The organism is Pyxidicoccus sp. MSG2, assembly GCF_026626705.1.
Taxonomy (GTDB): domain Bacteria; phylum Myxococcota; class Myxococcia; order Myxococcales; family Myxococcaceae; genus Myxococcus.
Genome location: NZ_JAPNKC010000001.1, coordinates 2,486,932 through 2,504,521, shown reverse-complemented (window position 1 = coordinate 2,504,521; position 17,590 = coordinate 2,486,932). Strand labels below are relative to the sequence as shown.

Genomic DNA, 17,590 nt, shown 5'->3' with positions numbered 1-17,590 from the left:
TGTCGCCCCCGAGCCGCTGTTCTTCCTGGCTGCGGCTTCTCACGGCACGCGCTGTCCTAGAAAGAGGCGCCGAGCTGTCGGGCTATGCATGAGTTTTTTCACCGTGGGGGCTCATCGGGCCTGCGTGGACGCTTCCCATCTGGCGGATGGCGCGGAAGCGCACACGCGCACACCCACCCTGGCGTCGCGGTTCTTGACCGTGCCGGCCTGCCGATTGGCGACCAATGCACCCGACTCGTCGTAGTACCAGGCGCCTCCTCGGAGGACGATGTCGCTCAGGTCCGGCGTCATGGGCCGGGTGATTTCAAAGGCATTGCCGGCCAGGTCTTGGACGCCGAAGGGGCTCACCGAGGCCGGATGGGAGCCGACCTCGTCCGGCCCGAAGCCATCAGGTCGGCGGTTGTACGTCCCTTCGATGTTGGCCGCATCCTTCGGGAGCCGGTCGCCATGCGGGTACCTGCGACCATCGGCGCCTCGGGCGGCGCGCGTCCATTCGAGCTCATTGCACAGGCGTGCTCCCGGCAGACGCCCCGTGCGGTCGAGCCAGGAGAGGTAGCCCGTCATGTCCTCGGCAGAGACGCCAGCGAGTGGAAATCGCCTCCAGTCCTGTTCTTGGTGATGGCTCCGGCCGGGGTAGCGAATGGGCTCGCCGGTGCGTGCCGTGAGGACGTCTTCGCTCACCAGCTTGAGAGAAAAGCTCCAGGTGCGGTCGGGCAGCTGCCTCAGCGAGAGCTCATCGACGCTGCCAGCGCGTCCTGTCTCGAGGATGCGCTTCTCCGGCGCCTCCGGCGGCAGGGTCTGGAGATATTCCAGCCAGTTGCCCAGGGTGACCTCAGTCCGTCCAATGAAGAAACCCTCCTGGAGACAGGTCCGGTTCAGCGGCGCGCTGCGCAGGAACTTGCGCACCGCTTCGGGATCATCGCTGCCCGAGAGGACGCAGCCCGGTGGAACGTATGCGTAGCCTTCAGGCACGGTGGCTGGGAGCGCGAGGCGGATTCGCTCCTGTCCGCCTCGTTCCAGCAGGAGCGGGAGCTCCACCGGAACGCGGCCCTCATGTGTGATGCGGAGGTGATAGGAGCCCGCCGGGAGGGTCCACCGGGTGATGGGCGTCGGGCCGGGGGCGGCCAGCTCCGCCACGGGTTCTGTTCGCCGGAGTCCCTTGTCATCCACGTAGCGCATGAGCTCGACACTCGCGCCCGATGGCTCGGTCGTGAGCTCGATCTCGGCAGGAGTGTGGAGCCGCTCACGCCACGCGGGTTCCCTGGCCGTGAGTCGCTCGAAGTGATGCATGAGCCGGTCACGCTCGTTCATCCGATGGAAGCGCTCGGCGAGCAGGATTCGCTCATGGGTGACCTCGATGAGGAGCTGTCGCGCGTCCGGGGCCTCATGGACGCGTTCCAATGCGTCGCCGAGGGACTGCTCGGCCTCCGCGAACGCGGCGTCCGCCGACACGAGCTCCTCGAGCGCCTCGTCCCAGACCTCTTCAGCGCGCTGCCAGAGGTCTGCGGAGGACGGCCGCGTGTTGGAGCCGGCAGGCGCCTGCCCATTGAACAGCCCGAGCGCCGTCTCACGGCGCCCGGTGGCGCGCTGCCCCAGCCCGCGCCCCAGGGAGAGCGCGTTTCGCGCGGCATCCATTCGGGCACGGACGAAGCGCTGTGTCTCCTGGTGCTCCCGCAGGCGCGGCCAGAAGGTGAGGCTGACCGCCCCGAGCACCAGGAATAGCGCGGCGAACCCCAGGCGCAGGCGCTGGCGGCGCACGGCGCGCAGGGAGGCCGCGAGAAAGGCCTGCTCCCGCCCGCCCAGGTTGCTCGCGGCAAGCTCGCGCGCTTCTCTGAGCTGCCGCTTCCGCCAGAGCAGCTCGTCGGCTTGCCCCAGGCGCTCCCACTCCCTGCTGGCTGTTTCGATGCGCTGCCGGAGTGCGCGCTGGCTGACATCCTCATCCAGCCAGCGCCGCAGCGTGCCCCAGCTCGCGATGAGCGCCTCGTGGGCGAGTTCGTAGACCACCCGCCCCCCGACGCTGCGCGTATGCAGGAGGCGCCCATCGACGAGTGCTCGCAGGACGGTGTGGGCTTCCTCCGAAGCCGCGGTGAGCTCGTCCTCACTCCGCTCGCTGCGGGTACCCTCCGCGGTGATGAGCCGGCCGAGCAGCCTGCGCGCAGCCTGCTGCTGAGCCCGGTCGAGAGGCGCGAGCACGCCATCGGCATGCCTCGACAGGGCGCCGGCCACGCCGCCCATGGCGTCGAGCGCTGATTGGGTGATGCATCCTCTGACGGTGTCTCGGCGCTCCCACAACTCGGCCAATGCGAATTGGAGCAGGGGAAGGCTGCCGGCGCCTTTTGCTGTGGCCTCGGCGAGCGTCCGGCGGAGCGTTTCGAGCTCGAAGACGACGCCACGGCTCCGGGCGGGGCCGATGATGGCCTCCCGAACCCCCTCGGGGGTGAGGGGCTGGAGCAGGTAGAGCGCCCGCTCAACCACACCGCCCAGGCCAGGCAGCGTACCGACACGCGTGAGGAAGTCGCCGCGGACAGAGAGGAGCACGCGCACCTTCGCCGCCGGCAGCGCAAGCTCGCCCAGGAATCTGGCGAAGCCTGCCGCCTGGTCGGGCTCACCGAGGGTGACGAGCTCCTCGAGCTGATCCACGAACAGGAGCAGTCCCCCCTGCTGCTGATAGACCGCCCGCAGCTCCGGCCCCAGCGTCTCGGGGGCCTCGGCCAACCTGGCAAGGAGCCCGGCCTCCGTCTGGCGGAGGATGGGGGCGAGCGCGGCCGCAAGCGCCGCGAGCGGACGGCGCCCGGGTGTCAGCGTGAGGACCTCGAAGTCGCGGTACTCGTCGAGCGCGCCCTGGGTGACCCGGGGCAGGATGCCGGCGCGGCACAGCGAGGACTTGCCAACGCCCGAGTCTCCGGCAACCAGGACCAGGGGCTGGCGGCGCAGGCGTTCGATGCCCGAGCGGATGTCGGTGTCGCGCCCGAAGAAGAGCGCGCGATGCTCGGCTTCAAAGGGTTCCAGGCCCCGGTAGGGGTTGCCGGTGGCGAGCACGTCCGCCTCGTTAGGACGCTCCAGTCGCTCGAGCGCGGCACAGAGCGCTCGGGCCGAAGCGAAGCGCTCCTCCGGGTCGATGCGCAGGCAGCGCTCGATGATGGAGGCGAAGTCGGGGTCGATGCCCGGAACCCGCGTGGTGAGGGGCGGCTCGTCGTGTGCTGGCTGTGACGCGAGCCCGGAGACGGGCTGCTCTCCCTCCGAGAGGTGCTGGCCGCGACGAAGTCGTGGCAGCGCTCCCGTGCACAGCTCATGGAGCACCAACCCGAGGGCATAGAGGTCGCTGCGCGGCGTCGCCGAGGTGCCGTCAAAGAGCTCGGGCGCCATGTAGCGTGGCGTGCCCGCGAAGGTACGGAGGGTGTCTGTTCTCGGCAGGGTCCCCGCCTCGACGAGCTCGGCCAGGCCGAAGTCGAGCAGCTTCACCTCGTTCTGGGCGGTGAGAAGGACGTTGGCCGGCTTGATGTCCCGGTGCAGCACGCCATGGCCATGGGCCTCCGCGAGCCCGCGGGCCATGCCGATGCCCAGATTGAGGGCTCGCCGCCAGGGGAGCGGCAGGAGCAACTCGGCCAGGCTTTGCCCTACGAGGTACTCGGAGACGATGTACGGATGGTCTTCCACTTCTCCGACGCGGAAGACGGTGACGACATTGGGCTGCTTCAGTCGCGCGATGGCTTGCGCTTCGGTCTGGAATCGCGCGCGGGCCCGGGCATTGGGCTGGTGCGCCGCGATGAACTTCACCGCCACCTGCCGATCCAGGGAGCGGTCATGCGCGAGATAGACGACGCCCATGGCCCCCCGGCCGAGGGGACGCACGAGCCGGAACTCGTCGAACTCGTTGGGCGGGGTCCATCCGGAGGTGGGCGCCCCGCTCCGAGAATCGGCCGGCGGGAGGCTCCCCGTGACGCTCTGGGGCGGCATGCCGCCGTCTTCCTGCGGAAGGCCACCGCGGATGACTGCCATGAGGAGCGCATGACAGTCCGGGCACTTCTCGGTGTGGCCATGCAAGCGCGAGAGCTCCTCCGGAGGGGGCCGGCCATCGAGCAGCCCGGCAAGGAGTTCATCGGTCAGACACTGCGACTCAGTCGGCACATCGTTGTTCGGCATGCATCTTCCGCAGAGGGGCCCGGATGGTGTTCGGTCGGCAGTTTCTGTGGAAATAAGGAATACCGCGATTAGTGAGAAGCGCAACAGCCGCCCCATGCTCCCCTTTGGCAAGAAGGGCGGCAAGTTGGTTTAACGTGGACACTGTGAATACAAAGAAGAGGCCGCCCAGGCTTGCCTTGAGCTTCCTCGCCCATCGGCGGGAACGTGCTGTCACGCCGGACGAGCTCGACGAAATAGAGGAACTGCTCCAGCACGCCTATGAAACCGGACCTGCAGCGTGGCCGCGGGTCGCCCTGTCCGACGAAGTCTTTGTGCGGCACCTGGCTCAGGTACTGTCCGAACTCGACACGGAACGTTCTCTCCCACAGGCGCTCAGGCAGCTATTCGAGAGTTCGAATCTCGCTGGGCTCTACCTGGCATGCGCCTGCATCCACAACGTTCCCGCAGCCAGCGAGACATTGGAGCGTGACATCCTGGCGAGACTGCCGGCGCTGCTCGACTCGAAGTTGCCTCCCACGGTCGTCGACGAGGTCTGCCAGGAGGTCCGCATCCACCTCCTCGTTGGTACCGGAACAGGGCCGCAGTTCGCATTGTACAAGGGCCAGAGCTCGCTCCTGAGCTGGATTCGCGTCATCGCCGCCCGCATGGGCCTCAAGCGAGTTGCTCCGGTCCGCGAAATGGTTGAGGACGGCGTCCTCGCGGCCATCGAAGCCATGCCCACTCTAGGGAACGACGCGGAGATCGAGCTCCTCAAGCGCCGTTGTCTCCAGGAGTTCCGCGCGGCGGCGCGCGAGGCCTTCTCCACATTGCCGGACAGGCCGCGCTATCTGCTCCGGATTCACTTCATCGATGGGCTGTCGACGATCGAATTGGGCAAGCTCTACGGTGTGGACCAGTCGACAGCCTCCCGCTGGCTCAAGAGCGCACGGCAGGCGGTCTATGAGGAGACGAAGCGCCGCATCAAGGAGCGTCTCCGCCTGTCGTCGCACGAGTTCGAGAGCCTCCTGATCGACATCAACAGCCGGCTCGACATGAGCCTTGGTGAGATTCTGAAAGAGGGAGAGGCAGAGGCAATCCGCTAATGGGTGCGCGAGGTCCTCTCCGCACTGCCAGATGCTCAGCTACACCTCACATGGGGGAGCCACGGAGCTGGGGCGAGTCCAGTTGGAGGGGCGAATCCTTTCCGATGAAGATGAAAGGCGCCCAGGAGTAGGGCTTCGGGTGCTTCTGGCGCAGTGCCTTCATCGCCGTACGGAGGGCCTCACCGCTCCCCTGCCCGGCCAGGAGATTGCGGTAATAGCTCTCCATCAGCTCCCGGGAGGTCTCATCGTTGACCTTCCACAGGCTGGTGACCAGGGACTCGGCTCCAGCGCTCACCAACGCATGGCGCAGTCCGTACACGCCCTGGCCGAGCTTGATGTCGCCACGGCCGGTGTCGCAGGCCGACAGAACCACCAATTGAGTGCCCCACAGGTCGAGCCCCGCGAGTTCCAGGGCCGTGACGAGCGAGTTCTCGCGGTGGAGGGGACCGGGTTGTTCCTGATGGTAGCTTGCGCCCGCCAGGACCAGACCCGAGCGCAGCAGTGGGTCGGGGAGGAGCGCGCCGGCAGCATCCTCGCGAAAGAATCCGTGGGTGGCGATGTGGAGGATGCCAGGCGTGTCCAGCGTCAACAGGGCGTGCTTCGTGGCGGCGGGCCCCAGGAGCAACTGAGCTCGAGGGAGCAAACGGTGGATGGTTTCGGCTTCCTTCTGTGTGCCGGGCAGCGGTGGATAAGGAGAGCCAACCTCTGGCGCGAAGCGCGAGAAGAAGTGCTCCAGTGCGGCCGAGCGCTCGGCGGGAACGAGGGCGGCCTGAGCGGTGACGGTGGCTTGAGTGGTGACGGGGGAAGCGGCAGGGCGCGAACTGAAATCAGGGTTGGCCAGGACCACGACGGACGTAGCAGGGGAGCTGTTCTCGGGACGGGGCAACAAGTCTTTGCCCGAGGTGAGATAGGTGATGTCCAGGGCATCTACCAGGAAGCGGCGGCCATCGTGGAGTGCGGCGAAGGGGACGAGATTGAGCTGGCCGTCGGGCGAGACAAACAGGCGCTGGACCTTGCCCAGGTGCGGCAGCAGAGGACGGAAGGCGAGCTTGTAGAGTGCTCGGGCGGCGGATTGATAGGCGGCGGAGTCGCGTGCGAGCGCGTCATGCAGGTGCAGGGCGGCGGTGTCGATGGGCTCAGCAGGACCGAGGTCGATGGCCTCGGTGTGCCCATCGGCGAAGAGCAGGAGCGCCAGATAGCGCATTGGACCCGGGCTCTGCGAGGAAGGCGTGCCAGGCGTGGGGACGAGTGGGGTGTCGTTGCAGACGATGAGCTCTATAAGCGCGCCATTCTTGGGAAGTGCATTGGCGACACGGTCGATGACTCGTTCAGGAGGAGGCAGCGAGGAGAGAGCACGCAGAGGCGCCGCGCGCCTGGAGAGCTCCTCCTCGATGGCATTGGCCTTGTCGGTGAGGTCCTTGAGGCGCTGCTGGTAGTCTACGGGCGAGAGTGAACCGAGGCCGGCGAGCGACAGGGCGGAGAACTGGGTGCGCAAGGCGCGTAGGCGAGCAAATGTCTCGCGGTCGGCTTCTCCCAGGTTACGAAAGATGATGCGAGAGGTGTCTGCGAGTTCTTCGACGGAGCGGCCCTTGCGAAGGAGGGCGGCTGAGAAGGCCAGGTGGCGAACGCGGGCATCCTCCGGGTGCGCGCGCGCAAGAGAATAGAGGCGTTGCTCATCTTCGTGCAGCAGACGCAGGAAACTGGTCAGGCGCGCATCGGAGAAGCCGAAGATCTGCTGGCGCAGGTGCTCCTCGGAGGCAACGAGAGCACGCCTGAAGAGCGGTAGAGCTCCGACGAGGTTCTTTTGAGCCAGGTGGAGCCGGGCAAGGTCGGTCAGAGTTTGAGCAACGAGGGGATGTTTCTTGCCGAGGGCTGTTTCTCGAATCGCCAGCGCACGCGCATACAGCGGCTCGGCCTGTGCGTAGAGCCCCTGAGCCCTATAGAGGTTGGCGAGGTTGTCGAGCGAGGTAGCGACATTTGGATGGTGCTTGCCGAGGGCAGCTTCCTGAATCGCGAGCGCACGCGCATACAGCGGCTCGGCCCGTGCGTAGTGCCCCCGGACAACGTAAAGGGTACCTAGGTTGTCGAGCGAGGCAGCGACGTCGGGATGGTGCTTGCCGAGGGCGGCTTCCCGAATCGCGAGCGCACGTTCATACAGCGGCTCGGCCCGTGCGTAGAACCCCTGTTCCCTGTAGAGGATGGCCAGGTTGTTGAGCGAGGCAGCGACGTCGGGATGGTGCTTGCCGAGGGCGGCTTCCCGAATCGCGAGCGCACGCTCATACAGCGGCTCGGCCCGTGCATAGAGGCCCTGGTCGCTGTAGAGGATGGCCAGATTGTTGAGCGAGGTAGCGACGTCGGGATGGTGCTTGCCGAAAGAGGCTTCCCGAATCGCGAGCGCACGCTCATACAGCGGCTCGGCCCGTGCGTAGAGCCCCTGGTAATCGTAGAGGACAGCCAGATTGTTGAGCGAGGCAGCGACATTTGGATGGTGCTTGCCGAGGGCGGCTTCCCGAATCGCGAGCGCACGTTCATACAGCGGCTCGGCCCGTGCGTAGAACCCCTGTTCCCTGTAGAGGATGGCCAGGTTGTTGAGCGAGGCAGCGACGTCGGGATGGTGCTTGCCGAGGGCGGCTTCCCGAATCGCGAGCGCACGCTCATACAGCGGCTCGGCCCGTGCATAGAGGCCCTGGTCGCTGTAGAGGATGGCCAGATTGTTGAGCGAGGTAGCGACGTCGGGATGGTGCTTGCCGAGGGCAGCTTCCCGAATCGCCAGCGCACGCTCATACAGTGGCTCAGCCCGAGCATAGAGCCCCTGTTCAATGTAGACGATGGCCAGGTTGTTGAGCGAGTGGGCAACGTCGAGATGATTATTGCCGAGGGAGGCTTCCCGAATCGCTAGTGCGCGCTGATGGAACGGTTCGGCACGCGTATAGTTTCCTAGCGATCGGTGAACGTCACCGAGAAGGTTGAGGCAACGGGCAACTTCCAGATGCGTCCTCCCGAGGAGGGACTCCCGAAGCTCCAACGCGCGCTCGACGACTGGCGCCGCTTCCGCATACCTCCCCTCCTCCCTCAGTTTCTTCCCCTCTGCATAGAGCTTCTGTGCCTCTACTAGGCGTAAGTCGGTTGGTGGCTTGACCGATGCGCAGGCTGCACACCCCAGGATGATGAGCGCTATCGCCGGTATTGCTCGCTGCATGTTCACCTCATGGCTCGCGAGGAGTGGCGTGTCCGTTGCGTAGCTCCTTACGGGCTGCAGTCCCAGTCTAAACCCAATGCTGTTCACTTTAGGAGCGGACGCGGCGTATGGGTCTGCGGGAGCGGACTCGACGCAGAGGCCGAGGACGCTTTCGTGGGTAGCTGCTCATCGTGATTCTACCGCACGTGGGTAGCTTCGGTGGCTGCGTCGCGGCGTGGGCCGCTTCCGCTCACGTCAGTTCACCTGCGGGGTTTCGCGAGTCCTACGGAGCGCGGTGCGGAGGCCGTCAGCCGCGACCCGCCGCGCAGCGGCAGCGCCGGCTCGGCCAGCGTTGCCAATGCATCCACGAAGAGCCGGACCTTTGCCGGAAGATTCATCCGGCTCGGGTAGACGACGTGAATGGCCCGCATCGCCGCGGGCTTCGGACCGAAGAGGACCTTCAGCCGGCCGTCACGGACTGCATCCCGACAGAGGATGGCCGGGACGCGCGCAATGCCGACCCCGGCGATGGCCGCCTCGCATGCGAGCTCGAGGTCATTCACCGTCAGGACCGGATCGATTCGAGACTCCACCCCCTCCGCCTTCCACGTCTCGAACGCATTGAAGCCAATGCAGCGCGCGGAGCGGAGCTCCCGGGCGCTCGGTGTGCCGTACTTCGCCAGGAAGCGGGGGCTCGCCACGAAATGGATCGCACCCTCGCCGAGCTTTCGCGCCACGAGCGACGAGTCGTCGAGCGGGCCGATGTGAATCGCGACATCCAGCCCCTCTTCAATGAGGTGGATACGGCGGTCCGCCAGCACCAGCTCCACGCGCGCCTGGGGATGGCGGGCGAGGTACTTCGAAATCACCGGCATCAGGTAGCGCCGCCCGTAGAGCACCGGCGAGGAGACTCGCAGCAGGCCGACGGGCTCCGCCTGCCGCTGTTGCACTTCACTGTTGGCCTCGTCGATCTGCTCGGCGATGGCGGCGCAGCGCTCGTAGTACGTCGCTCCGGGCCCGGTGACCCGCAGGCGCCGCGTGGTTCGCTCCAGGAGCCGCACCCCGAGCCGCTCCTCCAACTTGCTGATGCGCTCGCTGATGGTCTGCTTGGTGATGCCGAGCTTGCGCGCGGCCCGGGTGAAGCTCTCCTCACGAACGACCGCGGCGAACAACATCATGTCGGCGGGTGGAATCATGACCGTCAAGCCTAGCCTGACAATGAGTTCGCCCGGGGCCACATTGTCGGAGCCCCCCTCCCGCGTCATGTTGCCGCCTCCCGCGAACCTCAGGAGCGCACCCATGAAGCTCTACTTTGCCCCCCGGACCCGCGCGGTCCGTGCCCGCTGGCTGCTGGAGGAGCTTGGCGTGCACTACGAGCTGGTCAGGCTCGACCTCGCACGACAGGAGAACAGCACCCCCGAATACCTGGCGGTGCACCCGCTGGGTGAAGTCCCCGCCCTGGTGGATGGGGACGTCACGTTGCTCGAGTCACTGTCCATCTGCCTCCATCTGGCCGACCGGTTCCCGGAGAAGCACCTGGCGCCGCCGGTGGGCTCCGCGGAGCGAGGTCCCTATTACCGGTGGATGGTCTTCGCGGAGATGAGCCTCGATTCCGTGGTGATGGAGTTCTACTGGCATGCGCGGGCGGCAGAGGAGAAGCAGGCCTCCGCGCACTCGGATGAAGCGCTGGCGAAACACAGGGCTCGCCTCGGGGCCGTGCTCGAAGTCATCCACGTGGGCCTCGACGGCCGGGAGTTCCTCGTGGGAGGCGCATTCACCGCCGCCGATGTGGTGATGGCGTCCATCCTCCACCTGGCGAACACGCTCAGGCTGCTCGATGGACACCCGAGGCTGGTGGAGTACGTCAAGCGCCACTCGCAACGCCCGGCGGTGCGGAAGGCCGTCTCGGGGTGAGCCCCGTCCACTCAGGTCGCGGGCTCTCCGGATGCTCGAACCTGGAAGGACGGCCGGTTCGTGGTCCTGGGCTTCTTCCATGACACGCGCGCGGTGGGGTGCATCAGGAGCGCATCGGGTCCCGGCGCTCCAGCTTGAGCCAGTGGGTGGTATCGCCCGCGTTGGGATTGAAGCCCGGGGAGGGGGAGAGGACGACCTCGCCCCGGGCGTTCATCCACTGCTCGGTGTATCCGGCGGGCAGGTACATGCCTTGCTGGGTGTAGGGATTGGTGAAGGTCTCCACGCCCGCGAGGTACTCGCGCTGGCTCTCGGCGATGCGGTCGAAGGAGTGCATGCGCTCCTCGTGCAGTTGCTGGCCGAGCTGCTGGATGTGGGCGTTGTATTGCTGGAGGGCCCGGCCGAAGGCGGCGGTGTCCGCCATCTGCTGGGCGAGGCCCTGGCGGAAGAGCTGGCGGACGACGGAGTAGGTGGCGAGCCACTCCGGCGTGAAGTGCGCGTTCTGGCGCACGGCCTCGAGGAGGGCGGCGTTGCGGTCCAGCTCGCCGCGGGGCGCGCGGCAGGTGGTGGCGGACTGCACGTTCCACATCGCCATGCCTCCCGCCATGGGCGCATATGCGAGCGTGAAGGCGACGTCCTCCTCCCACGGCTGTCCTTGCATGTCGAAGGTGTAGCGCAGGCGCACCGTCTGGGCCTGCCAACCCGGGTCCTTCGCGATGGCGAGCTGCGCCAGGCGCGGGAAGTCCTGACGCGCGACGGGCGGGCGGCCTCGCAGGTGTGACAGAGCCTGGGGCGCCCAGAAGCCCTCGACGAAGCGCGCGGGGTCCGACTCGGGCGGAGCGAAGAGGGCGCCCATCCAGTTCTGACCGGGGTACGCGAGCCCCGGGAGCTGGTTCGTGTAGGCGAAGTGCATGGTCGGCAGCCACTCGACGGTGATGCCGGTGCGAGGGTCCGACAGGCGCAGGCGCAGGTTGGCCAGGACGCTGAGCTCGTGCAGCCACGCGATGTGGCCCTGGGCCTGCCACCCCTCGGGGACGAGGAAGTGCAGGGCGGTGCGGCCACCAGCGGCGGGGTCCTCGAGAGTCCTGGGCAGGAGCCGCAGCGCGCCGGGAGGGGGCGGAGCCGAAGGCCGCATCGGCGCGTCTGGCGCGGGGGGATGGAAGGGCAGGGGTCGGGGCGCGGCTCCAGGCGGGGGTGGCGCGTGGGGCGGAGCCGGATGGAACGGGAGGGGCTGAGCGCCGGGCGGTGCGCCGAGTGCCGCGCGAGTCACCACGACCTGGCCAGGCTGGGCATTCCCGCGTGCGTAGACCAGCAGGAGTTGTGAGCCCACGGGGCCGCGGATGGCATCCACGAGCTGGGTGCCACTCAAGCTGGCGACGGGGATGCCATTGACGGCGATGAGCCAGTCACCGGGGCGGAGGCCCGCGAGGTCGGCAGGGCCCCCTGGCGCGAGTGCGTCGATGAGGACGCGTCCGTCAGGCGCCTGTTTCAGTCCGAACCCCGCGCCTCCGATGGCTGGCGGCCCCGATTGCCACACGGAGGCGAAGGCGAGCGCCAGTGAAGCGCAGAGCAGTGTTGCGAGCAGCGGATCCATCGAGCCGTTCCCCCAGGGTCCGCGCAGCGTAGCGTGCAGGTCGCCACACGCTCAATGCGGGACAGGGGGACGCCTTCTCGTCGCCATACGAGCTGAAGTGGCGACCGTACCCATCTTGCGATATTGATTTGCAAAATCAAGTAGTGCGAGTCCGCCCACGGGCTGCTATGTGGGCCGCGCTGTCGAGCAACCTCTCGCGTCCGTTCCGCGAGCACTGGCTGGAAGAAACCGTGAGCACATCAGGCAGGCGTCCGTTTCCCCTCTTCGCGATTCTCGGTGTCGTCGCCGTGGTGGCCGTCATCGGCGTGGCCGTGAAGCTTCAGCAGCCCTCCTCCAGGGAGTCCGCGCCGGTGGCGGAAGCCCTCTCGCCCGAAGCCGCGGCGAAGAAGGCGACCGTCACCGTCCAGCACGCGCAGGGGACGTCCGTCGTTCCACTCAATCCCCAGCGCGTCATCGTCTTCGACCTGGCGGCCCTGGACATCCTCCAGGCGCTGGGCGTGGAGGTGGTCGGCGTCGCGGGGGACCAGTTCCCCCTGCACCTGGCCCCGTTCGCCGACGCGAAGTACCCGCGCATGGGCACGCTCTTCGAGCCCGACTACGAGGCCATCCACGCCGCGCGCCCGGACCTCATCATCACCGGCGGCCGCTCCAGCGCGAAGTACGCGAGCCTCGCGCGCATCGCCCCCACGGTGGACGTGCCCATGGGCGGGGTGCACTACATCGACACCGTGGTCGCCAACACGCAGATGCTGGCGCACATCTTCGGCAAGGAAGAGAAGGCTCGCGAGCTCGTGGACGGGCTGCGCCAGTCCCTCGCGAAGCTGAAGGAGACGACGGCCAGCCGCGGCAAGGGCCTGGTGGTCCTCGTCACGGGCGGCCGCGTCAGCGCCTATGGCCCGGGCTCGCGCTTCGGCGTCCTGCACGAGGACTTCGGCGTGCCCGTGGCCGCCGAGGGGCTCAACGCGTCGCTGCACGGCGAGGCCATCGGCTCGGAGTTCATCCGGGAGAAGAACCCGGACTGGCTGTTCGTGATTGACCGCGACGCGAGCATGGGCCAGCAGGGTGGGGCGAAGCAGGTGCTCGACAACGAGCTGGTGCGCCAGACGACGGCCTGGACCAAGGGACAGGTCGTCTACCTGGACCCGCTGAACGCCTACCTCATCGGCGGTGGCATCCAGGCGGTGAGCCGCCTGCGAGACCAGGTGGCGGAAGCCTATTCCGCACGGGCCCCCTGATCGGCCCGGGCATCGATGCGCCTCCTCGTCGCCGTCATCGTCATCGTGCTGCTGGCGCTGGGCAGTCTGCTCATCGGCGTCAGCAACGTGTCGTGGCACTCGCTCTTCTCTCCGAGCGCTGACGAGCAGGCCCTCCAGGTCCTGGTCATCAGCCGGATTCCCCGGATGCTGGCCGTCATGCTGGTGGGCACGTCCCTGGGCGTGGCGGGGCTCATCCTGCAGATGCTCGTGCGCAACCGCTTCGTGGACCCGGCGACGGCGGGGTCCGCGGAGTCCGCGAGCCTGGGCCTCCTGGCCGCCACCCTCCTGGCCCCTCAGCTTCCCGTGCTCGGGAAGATGCTCGTGGCGGCCGTCTTCGCCCTGGCGGGCACCGCCCTGTTCCTGCTCATCCTGCGCCGCATCCCGCTGCGCTCGGTCCTCATCGTTCCCCTGGTGGGACTGGTGCTGGGCAGCGTCTTCGACTCCATCACGACCTTCTACGCCTACCGGATGGACCTGCTTCAGTCCGTCAACGCCTGGAAGACGGGCGACTTCTCCAACGTCCTGCGAGGGCGCTACGAGCTGCTCTGGGTGACGCTGGGGCTGACGTGCTGCGCCTATGTCGCGGCGGACCGCTTCACCGTGGCGGGCATGGGGGAGGCCTTCACCACCAACCTGGGCATGAACTACTCGCGCATCATGGCGCTCGGGCTGGTCATCGTCTCCCTGGTCACCGCCATGGTGGTCGTCACCGTGGGCATGGTCCCCTTCCTCGGGCTGCTGGTCCCCAACCTCGTCAGCCTGTTCACGGGCGACAACGCGCGCCGGTCCATTCCGTGGGTGGCGGTCGGCGGCGCGGGCTTCGTGCTGCTGTGTGACATCCTCGGCCGCGTGGTGCGCTTCCCCTACGAAATTCCGGGGGCGACCATCGCCGGCGTCGTCGGCAGTGTGCTCTTCCTCTATTTCCTCTTGCGGAGGGACGCCCGTGTCGGCTGAGAGCGTCGCGGTGGCGCGGCGCCCCGAGCGCACGCTGTTCATCCTCGGCTGCACGACGATGGCCTGCGCCCTGCTGTTCCTGCTGTTCGACGCGAGCGGCCAGTGGGACTTCGTCCTGCCCTTCCGTGGGCGGAAGCTGGCGACGGCGCTGTTGGTGGGCTACGCCATCGCCGTCTCCACGGTGCTGTTCCAGACGGTGTCGGGCAACCGCGTGCTGACGCCCGCCATCCTGGGGTTCGACAACCTCTACGTCTTCATCCAGACGTGCCTGCTCTACTTCCTGGGCTCCGGCACGGTGGCGAGCCTGGACCCCCGGCTGCTGTTCGGCGCCGAAATCCTCATCATGGTGGCCTTCTCGGCAGTCCTGTACTGGGGGCTCTTCGGTGGGGGAGGGCGCAGCCTGCACCTGGTGCTGCTGACGGGCGTGGTGCTGGGCGTGCTCTTCCGCAGCCTCGCGTCCTTCCTCCAGCGCCTCATCGACCCCAACGAGTTCATCTTCCTCCAGGACCGGTTCTTCGCGAGCTTCAACAACCCGGACCAGGAGCTGTTGCTCGTCTCGTTCCTGCTGACGCTGGGCGTGTCCATCGTGGGGTTCCGGATGCTCGAGACCTTCGATGTCCTGGTGCTGGGCCGGGAGATGTCCGTCAACCTGGGTGTGGACCACCAGCGCACGGCGGCCATCATCCTGGTGCTGGTGGCCATCCTCGTCTCGGTGTCCAGCGCGCTGGTGGGGCCGGTGACCTTCTTCGGCCTCCTGGTCTCCAACCTGGCTCATGCGCTGGTGCGCACGTACCGGCACGCGCTCGTCCTGCCCGCCGCCGCGCTCGTCGCCGGGGTGTGCCTGGTCGCCGGGCAGTTCATCCTGGAGCAGGTCTTCGCTTTCAACACCAACCCCCGCGTCATCATCGAGTTCGTGGGCGGGCTGGTGTTCATCTCGATGCTCATGAGGAAGGCGCCGGTATGATCGAGGCGAGGAACGTCACCAAGCGCTACGGCGATACGCTCGTCGTCGACGACGTCACCCTGCGGCTGCCCGTCGGGGGAATCACTTCCATCATCGGGCCGAACGGCGCGGGCAAGTCGACGCTGCTGTCGATGGTCAGCCGGGTGCTGCCGATGTCGTCGGGCACCGTGTTGGTGGATGGGCTGGATGTCCGCACCACGCCGGGGGACGTGCTCGCCCGCAGGCTGGCCATCCTGCGGCAGGACAACCACCTGACGTCGCGGCTCACCGTGCGGGAGCTGGTGACGTTCGGCCGCTACCCGCACTCCAAGGGGCGGCCCACGGTGCAGGACCGCGAGCACGTGGAGCGGGCCATCCACCACATGGGCCTGGATGCGCTCGCCGAGCGCTTCCTGGACGAGCTGTCCGGCGGCCAGCGCCAGCGCGCCTTCGTGGCCATGGTGCTCTGCCAGGACACGGATTACGTCCTGCTGGACGAGCCGCTCAATGGCCTGGACCTGAAGCACTCGGTGGCGATGATGAAGCAGCTGCGCACCGCGGTCGACACGCTCGAGAAGAGCATCGTCATGGTGCTGCACGACCTGAACTTCGCGTCCTGCTACTCGGACCACCTCATCGCGATGCGCGATGGCAAGGTCACCTTCCAGGGACGCCCCGAGCAAATCATGCGGCCGGAGGTTCTGCGGGCCGTGTATGACCTGGACATCTCCATCCAGCGCATCGACGGCGACTGGATTGCCACGCACTATCGCTGACGTCGCCCGGACGACGGGAGCTGGCCCCGGCTTCGCTCACACGACTCCGACCCATGCTGCCCAGCAGGCGACGGGGTCGACGAGCCGGCTCATGCCACGGTCCACCTGACGGATTGCCTTGGGTGTCGAGGACCTTGCGAGTAGTCTGACCGTGCGCGGAGTGGACCGCCTGCGAGGCAATTCATGGAGTCCGAATACCTCAATCCGACAAGCCGGCCCCCGGGGACGGTCATCGGCCGCTGGCGACTGCTGGAGCAGTGCGGCCTGGGCACCTATGGCGTTGTCTACCGGGCCGAGAGCCTGGAGGAAACTCCGGGCGTCGTGGCCTTCAAGCTGGCCCTGCACCCCGGCAATGCCCGCTTCGTACGTGAGGCCGAGCTGCTCTCCCGCGTCCACCATCCCGCTGTTCCGCGTCTCTTCGACCACGGACAGTGGCAGCAACGCGACGGCGCGTCCCACGCCTGGCTCGTCATGGAATGGGTCGAGGGCGTGCCGCTCTATGACTGGGCCGTGGCGCAGCGCCCGTCGTCACGGCAGGTGCTCCTCCTCCTTGCCCGGTTGGCGCGGGCACTGGACGCCACTCATTCGGCCGGAGGCCTCCACCGGGATGTGAAGGGTGAAAACGTCCGGGTGCGACGTGCGGACGGACAGCCCTTCCTCATGGACTTCGGCTCGGGGCACCACCTGGGCGCTTCCACGCTGACGTATCAGCTGTTTCCTCCCGACACTCCCGTCTACCGCGCTCCCGAGGCCTGGCGCTTCGTGCTGCTGCGCTCCGGCAAGCCTCCCCCCGCCGCCTATGCGCCCGGCCCCGCCGATGACGTCTTCGCCCTGGGTGTCACGGCCTACCGGCTCGTCACCGGCAAGTACCCTCCCGCGACGTATCCGCGTGCCGAAGACGCCTGGCTCTGGCACCCGGAGAAGCTGGCGCTCTGGACTGCCAGCACGAGCAACGCCCGCTGTGTTCCGGAGCTGAGCGCCCTGGTGTCCCGGATGCTCTCGCCTCAACTGGAGGCGCGGGGCAGTGCGAAGGAGGTGGCCGAAGCGCTGGATCAGGCCGCACGGAAGGCGGGGCCTGAAGCGGACGTGCCTCTCTTCACCGGGGAGGAGGCGAGGCCCGCGGGCCTCTTTCCTCCGCTCCAGCGCGTCACGGTGCAGCCACCTCATCGCGTGGCGAGGCGGCCACGGTTCGTGGCGGCCAGCTTCGGTGCATCCCTGGCCCTTGGCGCGGGAGTGTTGTTGAGCACGTGGTCCATCGAGCCGTTCGAGAAGACACACGTCGCGGAGAGGGAAGAGGCGAAGGATGGAGGCGCGGTCGCCGTCGGAGACGTCGCGCTGACGGCACCCGTCGCTTCCGAGCGCGCACCCTCCATGTGGTCGTCCATCCGGGCTGAGTTGCCGCCGAAGCCCTTCCCAGCTCAGCGCAGACCCGATGGTGAAGGCCGATGCCCTGGTAAGGAACTGGTCGCAATCAACGGCGGCTGCTGGGTGAAGTTGTCTGTGGATTTGAAGGCATGCGGAGCCGCGGACGGCTTTGCGTACAGGGGCGCGTGCTACGTCCCTATCATGGCACTGCCACGCCCTTCCACCTCAGGACCCACGGATCGCGACGACGCTCCATAGCGGGTAGGGCCGCGGTGAGAAAGGCCGTGCCCTGAGGTCACTGTCGCCGCGGACCTCATCCGCGACAGTGATACGGAAGAAGTCGGCGCGCGGCTGGAATCACATACAGAAAAATCGGGATGGCCCTTCC

At 67.4% G+C, this 17,590-nt stretch carries 11 protein-coding genes; 7 read left to right on the top strand and 4 right to left on the bottom strand.

Annotated features, from left to right (window positions below; translation table 11 throughout):
- Positions 1 to 111: 111 nt before the first annotated feature.
- Positions 112 to 3,957, bottom strand: a complete 3,846-nt coding sequence (locus OV427_RS08915; RefSeq protein ID WP_267855688.1) for a bifunctional serine/threonine-protein kinase/formylglycine-generating enzyme family protein — start codon at positions 3,955 to 3,957, stop codon at positions 112 to 114.
- A 362-nt stretch (positions 3,958 to 4,319) separates the two neighbouring features.
- Here OV427_RS08915 and OV427_RS08910 point away from each other — a divergent pair, with 362 nt between their 5' ends.
- A complete protein-coding gene (locus OV427_RS08910; protein WP_267855687.1) occupies positions 4,320 to 5,225 on the top strand; it encodes a sigma-70 family RNA polymerase sigma factor in 906 nt (301 codons plus the stop codon).
- A 46-nt stretch (positions 5,226 to 5,271) separates the two neighbouring features.
- On the opposite strand, the gene OV427_RS08905 is transcribed toward OV427_RS08910, so the two are convergent.
- Positions 5,272 to 8,424, bottom strand: coding sequence for a CHAT domain-containing tetratricopeptide repeat protein (locus OV427_RS08905; RefSeq protein ID WP_267855686.1), 3,153 nt, complete (start codon positions 8,422 to 8,424; stop codon positions 5,272 to 5,274).
- Between the two features lie 239 nt (positions 8,425 to 8,663).
- Complete coding sequence (locus tag OV427_RS08900) at positions 8,664 to 9,599, bottom strand: LysR family transcriptional regulator (protein ID WP_267855685.1); 936 nt, start codon at positions 9,597 to 9,599, stop codon at positions 8,664 to 8,666.
- A gap of 103 nt (positions 9,600 to 9,702) precedes the next feature.
- Between OV427_RS08900 and OV427_RS08895 the strand changes: the two genes are divergently transcribed.
- Positions 9,703 to 10,317 (top strand): glutathione S-transferase family protein, encoded by a 615-nt coding sequence (locus OV427_RS08895; protein WP_267855684.1) that lies wholly within the window; start codon positions 9,703 to 9,705, stop codon positions 10,315 to 10,317.
- A 103-nt stretch (positions 10,318 to 10,420) separates the two neighbouring features.
- Here the strand turns inward: OV427_RS08895 and OV427_RS08890 are convergent, their stop codons facing one another.
- Complete coding sequence (locus tag OV427_RS08890; RefSeq protein ID WP_267855683.1) at positions 10,421 to 11,908, bottom strand: PDZ domain-containing protein; 1,488 nt, start codon at positions 11,906 to 11,908, stop codon at positions 10,421 to 10,423.
- A gap of 230 nt (positions 11,909 to 12,138) precedes the next feature.
- On the opposite strand from OV427_RS08890, the gene OV427_RS08885 reads away from it, so the two are divergent.
- The 5 genes from OV427_RS08885 to OV427_RS08865 all read left to right on the top strand — a co-directional run bounded on the left by OV427_RS08885 (position 12,139) and on the right by OV427_RS08865 (position 17,460).
- The gene (locus OV427_RS08885) at positions 12,139 to 13,143 is read left to right on the top strand and encodes a siderophore ABC transporter substrate-binding protein (RefSeq protein WP_267855682.1); all 1,005 of its coding nucleotides are present in this window, start codon (positions 12,139 to 12,141) and stop codon (positions 13,141 to 13,143) included.
- A gap of 15 nt (positions 13,144 to 13,158) precedes the next feature.
- Positions 13,159 to 14,118 carry an ABC transporter permease gene (locus OV427_RS08880; protein WP_267855681.1) on the top strand — a complete coding sequence of 320 codons (960 nt, stop codon included), beginning with the start codon at positions 13,159 to 13,161 and terminating at the stop codon, positions 14,116 to 14,118.
- Positions 14,108 to 15,082, top strand: a complete 975-nt coding sequence (locus OV427_RS08875) for an iron chelate uptake ABC transporter family permease subunit (protein ID WP_267855680.1) — start codon at positions 14,108 to 14,110, stop codon at positions 15,080 to 15,082. The genes OV427_RS08880 and OV427_RS08875 overlap by 11 nt, the downstream gene beginning before the upstream one ends.
- Positions 15,079 to 15,837 (top strand): ABC transporter ATP-binding protein, encoded by a 759-nt coding sequence (locus OV427_RS08870; RefSeq protein WP_267855679.1) that lies wholly within the window; start codon positions 15,079 to 15,081, stop codon positions 15,835 to 15,837. The genes OV427_RS08875 and OV427_RS08870 overlap by 4 nt, the downstream gene beginning before the upstream one ends.
- A 183-nt stretch (positions 15,838 to 16,020) precedes the next feature.
- Entirely contained in the window at positions 16,021 to 17,460 is a 1,440-nt protein-coding gene (locus OV427_RS08865) for a serine/threonine protein kinase (protein WP_267855678.1), read from the top strand.
- Positions 17,461 to 17,590: the final 130 nt, after the last annotated feature.